This is a genomic window from Protofrankia sp. CiP1_Cm_nod1 (assembly GCF_920888515.1).
Lineage (GTDB): Bacteria > Actinomycetota > Actinomycetes > Frankiales > Frankiaceae > Protofrankia.
In genome coordinates this window covers 1-8,978 of sequence record NZ_CAKKTM010000457.1, presented here as the reverse complement: position 1 = coordinate 8,978, position 8,978 = coordinate 1, and the positions used below count along the sequence as shown (strand labels likewise).

Sequence of the window (8,978 nt, the reverse complement as noted above, 5' to 3'; positions counted from 1 at the left end):
CTGCCGTCCAGCGCGGTGCCGGTGCGGTGCGGCGGCTGCTCGGTGACCGGGAGACCGTCGGGCCGGTGCCGCTGCCCGGCCCGGCGGCGGCGTGGAGCCGGGCGCGCGACGTCCCGCTGCCGCCCCCGGAATCCTTCCGTGCCTGGTGGGCGCGTACCCGCGGCGAGAACACGGCCGCGGCAGAGGACGCTCCCACGGGCAGGGACGCCCCGACGACGGCAGGCACGCCCACCGCGGAGGACACCCCCGCGGTGGGGCGCATCCGTGGTGGGGAGGCCCCCGCGGTGGAAGGCGGCCGTGATGAGCGCGCGTGAGCAGATGCTGCGCCGGATCCGGGCGGCGCTTGCCGATGTGCCCGCGGCCGAGCGGCCCGAGGACGTCCCGGTTCCCCGCGACTATGCCCACCCGCGCGCGGCCAGCGCGCCTGGCACTGCCAACGCGGCTGGCACGGCCGCCAGCACTGCCGACACGGCTGACGCGCGGCGGCGGTCGGCGGCGACGGTGGAGCTGTTCCACGAGCGGGTCGCCGACTACCGGGCCGTCGTGGACCGGGTGCGTCCGGACGGCCTGACCGCCGCGATCGTGCGGGCGCTCGCCGGCGCGCGCCGGGTCGCGGTGCCCGCCGGGCTGCCCGCGGACTGGCTCGCCGCGGCGGAACAGGCGGTGGCACGGGCCGGCGGGCAGGTGCTCCGGGACACCAGCGAGGCGCCGCTGTCCGTGCCCGGCCTGGACGCCGTCGACGCGGTGCTCACCGGCGCCGCGGTGGGGGTGGCCGAGACCGGCACGATCGTGCTCGACGGTGGCCCGGCCTGCGGGCGCCGCGCGCTCACGCTGGTCCCCGACGTGCACGTCTGCGTCATACCGGCCGGGGACGTCGTGGCCGGCGTCCCCGCCGCGATCGCCCGTCTGCGTCCGGACCAGCCGCTGACCTGGATCTCCGGCCCGTCCGCGACCAGCGACATCGAGCTGGAGCGCGTCGAGGGGGTGCACGGCCCGCGCACCCTGCACGTGATCGTCATCGAGGAGGGGCCCGCTGCTCCCGGCGCGCCGGAGGAGCTTCGGCCATGATCCGTCCCGCGGATGACAGAGGAAGAACGCCCAGCTCATGGCCGACGCGGCTCCACCACCGGGAAGCGTCGGTCGGTGACCGCCGCCGCTTCCCGGCTCCGGCCGGATGACGGTCAGCCGACGGGCAGGGTCACCGCGGCCGTGCGCAGCACGCCGGCGGTCTGGAACTGCACGAACAGCCGCCAGTTGCCGGCGCGCGGCAGGCTCGCCTCGAACGTCAGGGCCGGGCCGCCGTCCTTCCCGCCCGGGGTCGTGCCCGTCGGATGCAGGTGGGCGAAGGCGAGGTCGCTCTCGTGGAAGGCGGTCAGGTGCGCGTAGGTGTCCAGGTAGAGCTGTAGGTCGGTGACGGGCCGGCCGCCCGTGGACACGGTGATCGTCAGGGTGCCCGCGTTCCTGGCTGTCAGCCCGCCGGCCAGGGCCAGGGTGTAACCGTCGACCGTGGCCGTGGCCGACGCGGGCGGCAGCGGTGTGTCGGCGGAACCGCCGGCGACGGTGACCGGCTGGCCGAGGACCGTCGGGACGTCCGCGCCCGAGGCGTCTGTGGTGACGAACGAGGCGTACACCCGGTACGCGCCCGGCCGGACGGGCTGGAGCGGCGCCGTCCAGGTGCCGTCGCCTTCCACGTCCGGGTGCACGTGCTGGAAGCCGGTGAGGTCCGACCGGATCAGGTACAGGTGCATCGGTTTGGTCTGGTCCAGCCTGAACGCGGTGACGGGCGTGCCGTCCCCGGCGGCCGTCCCGGTGCTGTGGGTGCCCAGCAGCGACATGCCCGAAGCATGATCGTGCTGTCCCGGGCCTGCCAGGATGCGGAACCGGAACGAAGTCGGCTGGTCGGCCGGCAGCGTCGACGCGACCGGGACGAACCGCAGCCCGGATGCCTCGGCGGCCAGGCCCTCCCCGGCCGGCAGCCCCTCCATGCCCGGCATCCCGGCATGGCCGGGCATGTCCATGCCCGGTATCCCGGCATGGCCGGGCATCCCTCCGGACGCCGGCGTCCCGCCGTGCCCCGGCGTCGCGGGAGACGTCATCGGGTGCGCGATCTCCGGCCCGGTCGTGGTGGAGCTCCCACAGCCGGCCGCTGCCAGCCCGATCAGGAGCGTGGCACCGGCCAGCACACGCGCACAACGCGGGCGGACGGTGGATGGATACGAAACGCGGCCATACGAACACAGAAGTGCGTGCGAACGCGGAAATGTCAGCATTGGGATCGGAAGTCTTTCCGGACGGCGCGCGGCACGCGCGCGGATGGACAGCAACGTCGGACTGACCGGAGCCCTGCTCCGGTCAGCGGTGTTGCGTCACGTCCGGGATATGCACAGCCTGGTCAGCAGGCCTGAACCGGCTGGCGGTGGGGCCCGGCGCCGCCGGCCACCGCTGTCGACGCCGGCGTACTGCCCCCTGACGGGCCACGTCCACGCGATCACGGCGGTGCCCAGCAGGAGCGCCAGCAGACCGAGCAGGCCACCCGGCCCTGTCCGGGGCGGCAGCGACACGCACAGGGCGCCATGCCCGCCGGCACCGCTGGTGATCACAGCCACTGACGGTGGCACGGACGTCCCATGGCCGCTCGCCGGGGCGGACAGCGGCATGGGAGGCGGCACGGACGTCCCATGGCCGGTCATCGGGGCCGCCGCGGGCGGGTGCCGTACCTGCGGAGCCCCGTGGCCGGCGCCCAGGCCGTGGGGCTCCGTTACCGGCCCCGCCACTGCCGGCCCCGCCACTGGCCCCGCCGCGTGGGCGCCACCAGGGCATCCCAGCCCCACCGCCACACCGTGCATGACGAACAGCCCGGCCAGCGCGGTGCACGCCAGCAGCAGGCGGTACACCGCCGACACGCGACGGGGCGGTGCCAGGCGGGCCGCCGCCCGCGTCGGCACCGCTCCACCAGCCATCGCAGTCTCTCTCCCGCTGGAACCAACGGCTGTCCACCATGAACGGCTGTCCACCATGGTAGACAGCCAGCCGGGCACGGGGCGGACGGCCCGTTGCCGACGCGGCGTCCACAGGCCGCTCCTGCCCGTGGGACGTCCGGGAGCGGCCCCGGCAGCCAGGCCCGGGTGCGCGGGCCGTCGTCCGGCGGCCCGGTCCGCCTGGAAGCACCTGCCGCTGGCAGGCGTGTCCGTCAGGACGGCAGCAGCACGATCTTGCCGCCGAGGTGGCCGGCCCGGCTGGCATCGAGCGCGGCGGCCGCCTCGGTCAGCGGATACGTACGCCAGATCGGCAGCCGCAGACGGCCCTCCTTGATCAGGACGAGGATGTCCTGGATCGCCCGCACGGTGTCCTGCCCGCCGCCGCCGACGTGGAGGCGGACCCCGTGGTCGGCGGCGTCGAACGCGGCGATGGTGAGCACCCGCTCGGGCCCGCCGGCCAGCTCGATCGAGACGGGCAGCTCGCCGCGGCCCGACGCGTCGAGCACGGCGTCCACCCCCTGGGGAGCGGCCGCGCGCACCCGGTCCGCCAGGCCGTCACCATAGGTGACCGGGATGGCGCCGATCGAACGCAGCAGCTCGTGGTTGGACTCGCTGGCGGTGCCGATCACCCGCACGCCGCGGGCGACGGCCAGCTGCACGGCGAGGACGCCGACACCGCCCGCGGCAGCGTGGATCAACAGTGTCTCACCCGCGGTGACAGCGAGCAGCTCGAGCACCTTCCACGCGGTGCCGCCGGCGCCGGCGAGGCTGCCGGCGGTCTCCCACGGCACCTCGGCCGGCTTGGCGACAAGAGCCGCCGGATCGGCGAGCGCGAACTGGGCGTAGGAGGCGGTCAAGGACGAGCCGAGCACCTCGTCGCCGGCCGCGAAGGCGGTCACACCGTCACCGACCTGGTCGATGACACCGGCGACGTCACTGCCCAGGCCCGCCGGCAGGTCCAGTGTGACCAGCTCCTGCAGAGCACCCTGGAGGATCTTCCAGTCGACGGGGTTCACGCTCACCGCCCGCACCGCGATCCGCACCTGGCCCGGGCCCGCGACCGGGGCCGAGAGGTCGACGACGCGCAGCACGTCGCTGGTGCCGTACTCGGAGAACTGCGCCGCAATGGGCATCTGCTCGGCTCACAATCTGCTGATGGTCGCAACGAGTGGTCATTCACCTGGCCGGGGATGGTCCCACCGTCCAGACAGCGGACCGATTCGTCCTGACCTGCAACACTGTTGATCGCAATTTGTAACGTGGCCGTGTTGTGGCCGCCATGCAGGGCAGCGGCCGGCCAGGCCGGTCCGGGCCGGTGCCGGGTGGTGTCGCCGCCTTGGCCGAGGGGCTGGCCGAGGGGCTACCAGCCCACCTCGCCGGCCTGGACGGGCCACCTGCGACGCCGGGCCGGCTCGCGGGGCCGCCCCGGCCCGCTCCGCCCGTGCGGGGGCCGTCGACGTCCATCCGGTGGTCACCCGGTACTGGCTGGTAATCGTCCGACAATCGGTCGTTGCTCACTTGGGGTTCACTTTTTAGTCACCTGGTGTGACTATCGGCTGAGGCTGCCGCCGGCGTCAAAATGAATGCCAGGGCGGGGACGGGGAAGATCCTGGTCGATCGTGATCGTCTGGCGTTTTCAAGGGATGGTGTCGCACGTCACAAACGACTTCATGGCCATGAATCGAGAGTAACGATGTGCTAAGAGTCGAAAAAGCTGTGCGATCATGTTTGTTTCGTGTCGGTGCCCGGTTCCTCGAGTGCTCCTGGCATGACCGAGGCGGGCGAGAAGACGCTGCGGACGTGACCTGTTCGCGGGGGAGGGATAGGCCTTGACAGCGTGTGGATCGGGCAACTGCCAGCGTATGGACGTCGGTCGTGGGGATTGTCCGTGTGGTTGTGCTGTCCTGCCTCGCGACGATGATCCCGGCTGGCGGAGGAGAGCCTCATGATCGCATCGGCGGCCCGGCTGATCGAGCGGGTGGTCAGCACGGCCTTCTATCCGCTGGCGGAGCCGGGTGGCACCGACTGGGAGTACGTGGTCTCTCGTACCCGGCAGGAGTTACACACCCACGGCTGCAGCATTCTGCACAACTTCATCCAGCCCGCCCGGCGTGAGGAACTACGGCTGGAATGCGCCGCGGTCGCCCCCCGGGCATACTATGACGTCGAGACCGTCAACGCCTACAACATAGCCGCCGACGCGGACCTGCCGGCGGACCATCCCGGCCGGCTGCCCATGCGGCGTGGTAACGCCTTCGTGGCGCGCGATCGCATCCCCGACGATTTCGTCATTCATCAGCTCTACACCAACGAGTTGTTCCAGCACTTCATTGCCAGTTGTTTCGAGCTGCCCCGGCTCCACGAGCTCGCGGATTCCCTGGCCGGGCTGTGCCTCAACGTTGTCACCCCGGGCATGGAACATCCATGGCACTTCGACACGAACGAGTTCGCGGTGAGCCTGATCACACAGGAGCCGACGGACGGCGGGGTGTTCGAGTACTGCCCGGGTATCAGGTCCACGACGACGGAGAACTTTGCCGACGTGCGGGCCGTGCTGGCCGGCCACGGCGGGCACCTGATCCGTCGGGTGTCCCTGCGGCCAGGGGATCTGCAACTGTTCAGGGGCCGTTATTCGATGCACCGGGTGAGCGCCGTGCGTGGTGACACCGCGCGTCACTCGGCGATTTTCTCGTACAGCGAACGCCCTGGGGTGGTCGGCAGCGTGGAGCGGACGAGACAGCTTTTCGGCCGGGTGCTGCCCCAGCACCTGGCGGCCGCTGGAAACGCCGTGCGGGTCGACCAACTGTTGGATTAAGGCCGTTTCCGGCGGATGCCGGCCGGAGTGGGTTACGACCTGTTCCGGCCGGAAGATCCGCCGGACGCGGTCTGGGGGGGCGACCGGCAGCCCGGGCCCGATGCCGGTCAGTTGCCCGTTCCGTGATCCAAGGAGGAACCCAGCCCGTGCGTTTTGATGCCACCGGAAAAGTTTCACTCGATCACATCTACACCCAACCCGACCCGTACGCCTACTTCGACACGCTGCGCAGGCTCGACTATGATATCCCGCAGCTGGCGAAACCTCATTTCGTGAAGATCATCGAAGCGTGCCGGGAGTTACGGGGGGATTCAGGTATCAACATTCTGGACATCGGTTGTTCGTACGGTATCAACGCGGCTCTGCTGAAATGTGACGCGAGCATGGAGGAGCTGTACGAACGGTACTGCGACCGGGACGCGGGTACACCGGCCCGTGAGACGCTGCTGGCCCGTGACCAGGAGCTGGTCCGGTCGCGGGCCGACCCGCGCCGAATCCGCTTCGTGGGCCTGGACACCTCGCGGCCCGCCCTCTCGTACGCGCTCGCCGCCGGTTTCATCGACGACGCGGTGCACGCCGATCTGGAGGAGAAGGACCCCACCCCGCGACAACGCCGGCAGCTGGCCGGCGCCGACCTGGTCATCTCGACCGGCTGTATCGGTTACGTCACCCATCGGACCCTCGTGCGGGTGGTCCACGCGAACGACGAGCGCCGGCCGTGGATGGCGCATTTCGTCCTACGGATGTTCCCGTTCGAGCCCGTCGAGGAGAGCCTGGCCGGACTGGGGTACGAGACCGTTCATCTCGAGCACATGTTCCGGCAGCGGCGCTTCGCCTCTCCCCAGGAGCAGTCGCTCGTACTGGACACCCTGAGCAACGTCGGCGTGGACCCGAGTGGTCTGGAAACCGACGGCTGGCTCTACGCGCAGCTCTACGTCTCCCAGCCGCGCGGCACGAAGGGTTGCGTGGTCATCGACCTCGCAACCGGCAATGGATCACTAACCGGCAAGAAATCGTCCAGGTCCCCACAACCACCGAGCCCGAGGATCACATTGACTGTCAATCAGGAACTGAGCGTGACCCAGCGGCTGTCCACCCCGGCTACCGCCCCCGCCAGCCAGGAGCCACCCGCCCGTACGCCTGCCGAGCAGGAACTGTCCACCCGCACCTTCGGCAATGAGGACCTGCTGCCACGGGTGCCGCTGCCCGCCCTGGAGGAGAGCGCCGAGAGGTTCCTGGAGTGGGCCGCGCCGCTGCTGACCGCGGACGAGCTGGCTCGGACCGAGGCGGCGGTGGCCGCGTTCCGGCGGCCGGGCGGCCCCGGTCAGCGGCTCCACCAGGCACTGGTGGAGTACGACGCCACCGAGGGTGTGCACAGCTGGCTCGACACGTTCTGGCCGTCCCGGTATCTGGGCCGCCGCGACCGCATCGCGCTCAACGCGAACTTCTTCTTCCTGTTCAAGAAGTCGCCGCTGCGGCAGGTGGAGCGGGCCGCCGGGCTCATCGCCGCCGCCGTCAACCACAAACTGCAGCTCGACGACGAACGCATCCCGGCCGCCATCCAGCGGGGGCGGCCGCTGTCGATGGAACAGAACAAGTTCCTGTTCTCCACGACGCGGATACCCGGAGCCGAGCAGGACACCGTCCGCGTGCCGTACAGCGAGCAGTGGCCGGGCCCGTCCCGGGCCCGCCACATCGCGGTGTTCTTCCGCGGGAACATCTTCCACCTGGACGTGCTGGGCCCCGACGGCCGGCCGTACGCGTTAGACGATCTCGCGGCGGGCCTGGAGGCGATCCGGAAGGCCGGTGCGGCCCCGGCCGCGCCGGACAGCGCCGTCGGCCAGCTGACCACCAAGGCCCGGGCGGAATGGGCGGCCAGCCGGCAGACACTGATCGCCCACCACCCCGGCAACGCCGCCGCGCTCGACGAGGTGGAGACCGCGCTGTTCCTGCTGTGCCTGGAGGACATCACGCCCACGGACACCCAGGAGGCGTGCGACCAGCTGCTGTACGGCAACAGCGGTAACCGGTGGTTCGACAAGGCCGTCTCGGTGATCGTGTTCGAGGACGGCACCGCGGGTATCAACATCGAGCACTGCGGCCTGGACGGGACCACGATCCTCAGCTTCGTCGACTCGCTGCTGGGCTCCTCGCCCGAGGAGCACTCGGCGCGGTCGGGGGCCGTCCCCCAGGGCCTGCCGGACATCAGGCCCGTCGAGTTCGTGCTGGACGACGACCTGCGGGCCGACGTGCGGGCCGCCGACGAGGCGTTCGCGGCATACGGCGCAGCCACCGCCACGACCATCCTGTCGTTCGACGACTTCGGCGGGAACCGGGCCAAGCAGCTGCGGGTGTCACCGGACGCGTTCGTGCAGCTGGCCTACCAGCTCGCGCACAAGCGGGCCAAGGGGCTGACCGGCGCCACCTACGAGTCGATCGCCACCCGGCAGTACCGGCGCGGGCGCACCGAGGCGATGCGCGTCGTCACACCCGAGGTGCTGCGGTTCGTGGCCACGCTGGACGATCCGACGGCGGACGCGGCGGCCCGCCGGGCGGCCTTCCGGGCAGCCGCCGAGAAGCACGTGGCACGGGCGAAGCAGTGCCAGTCGGGACAGGCGCCCGAACAGCACCTGTGGGAGCTGCAGCTCATCCAGAAACGGCGCGGCGAGGAACTGGGGGTGACCGAGGCGCTCGACCTGTACGACAGCCCGGGCTGGGTGAAGCTGCGGGACGACTACCTCAGCACCAGCTCCGCGCCGTCGGTCAACATCGAGTACTTCGGCTTCGGCTCGACCAGCAGCCAGTGCATCGGCATCGCCTACGTGCTGCTGCCCGACCGCTTCAACCTCTACCTGAGCACACCGCGCGCGGTGGCCGACGGGCTGTACACCTTCGTCGACCGGCTCCGTGAAGCGGTCTACGAACTCCAGGCCCTCCTCGCCACCGAAACCCCGGAGAACTGACCCCGTCCCTTTCTCTCCGAACACCCACAGTTCTGCTTCTCCGTCGAGGTGGCGGTTGGACGGAACGGGTGACCCGTCACCCGCTCCGTCCGCCGCCTCCTCCGTTGACGACGAAGCCGCCGCCACCGGCGCCACCGCCGCCGGTGAGGCCGCCGCGGCCGCCGGTGAGGCCGCGGCCGGCTGGTCCGATGCCGGCGCCGCCGAGGCCGCGCGGGGTGGTGT

General features: G+C 71.2%; 6 protein-coding genes and 1 pseudogene. 4 read left to right on the top strand and 3 right to left on the bottom strand.

Annotated elements, in window-relative coordinates; genetic code table 11:
* Positions 1-314, top strand: a pseudogene (locus NBX02_RS21590) ((4Fe-4S)-binding protein); the annotation flags it as partial.
* Complete coding sequence (locus tag NBX02_RS21585) at positions 301-1,068, top strand: LUD domain-containing protein (RefSeq protein ID WP_250292810.1); 768 nt, start codon at positions 301-303, stop codon at positions 1,066-1,068. The pseudogene NBX02_RS21590 and the gene NBX02_RS21585, both read left to right, overlap by 14 nt.
* Positions 1,069-1,181: 113 nt before the next feature.
* Here the strand turns inward: NBX02_RS21585 and NBX02_RS21580 are convergent, their stop codons facing one another.
* The 3 genes from NBX02_RS21580 to NBX02_RS21570 form a co-directional block, all read right to left on the bottom strand.
* Positions 1,182-2,183: a hypothetical protein gene (locus NBX02_RS21580; RefSeq protein WP_250292808.1), complete on the bottom strand. Its 1,002-nt coding sequence runs from the start codon at positions 2,181-2,183 to the stop codon at positions 1,182-1,184.
* Positions 2,184-2,366: 183 nt separating this feature from the next.
* Positions 2,367-2,960: a hypothetical protein gene (locus NBX02_RS21575; RefSeq protein ID WP_250292806.1), complete on the bottom strand. Its 594-nt coding sequence runs from the start codon at positions 2,958-2,960 to the stop codon at positions 2,367-2,369.
* Positions 2,961-3,190: 230 nt separating this feature from the next.
* Positions 3,191-4,111 carry an NADP-dependent oxidoreductase gene (locus NBX02_RS21570; RefSeq protein WP_250292804.1) on the bottom strand — a complete coding sequence of 307 codons (921 nt, stop codon included), beginning with the start codon at positions 4,109-4,111 and terminating at the stop codon, positions 3,191-3,193.
* Positions 4,112-4,923: 812 nt separating this feature from the next.
* Here NBX02_RS21570 and NBX02_RS21565 point away from each other — a divergent pair.
* Together NBX02_RS21565 and NBX02_RS21560 are read left to right on the top strand one after the other, a co-directional pair.
* Positions 4,924-5,793 (top strand): HalD/BesD family halogenase, encoded by an 870-nt coding sequence (locus NBX02_RS21565; RefSeq protein ID WP_250286026.1) that lies wholly within the window; start codon positions 4,924-4,926, stop codon positions 5,791-5,793.
* A gap of 1,154 nt (positions 5,794-6,947) precedes the next feature.
* The gene (locus tag NBX02_RS21560; RefSeq protein WP_250286031.1) at positions 6,948-8,756 is read left to right on the top strand and encodes a choline/carnitine O-acyltransferase; all 1,809 of its coding nucleotides are present in this window, start codon (positions 6,948-6,950) and stop codon (positions 8,754-8,756) included.
* The last annotated feature ends 222 nt before the right edge of the window (positions 8,757-8,978 follow it).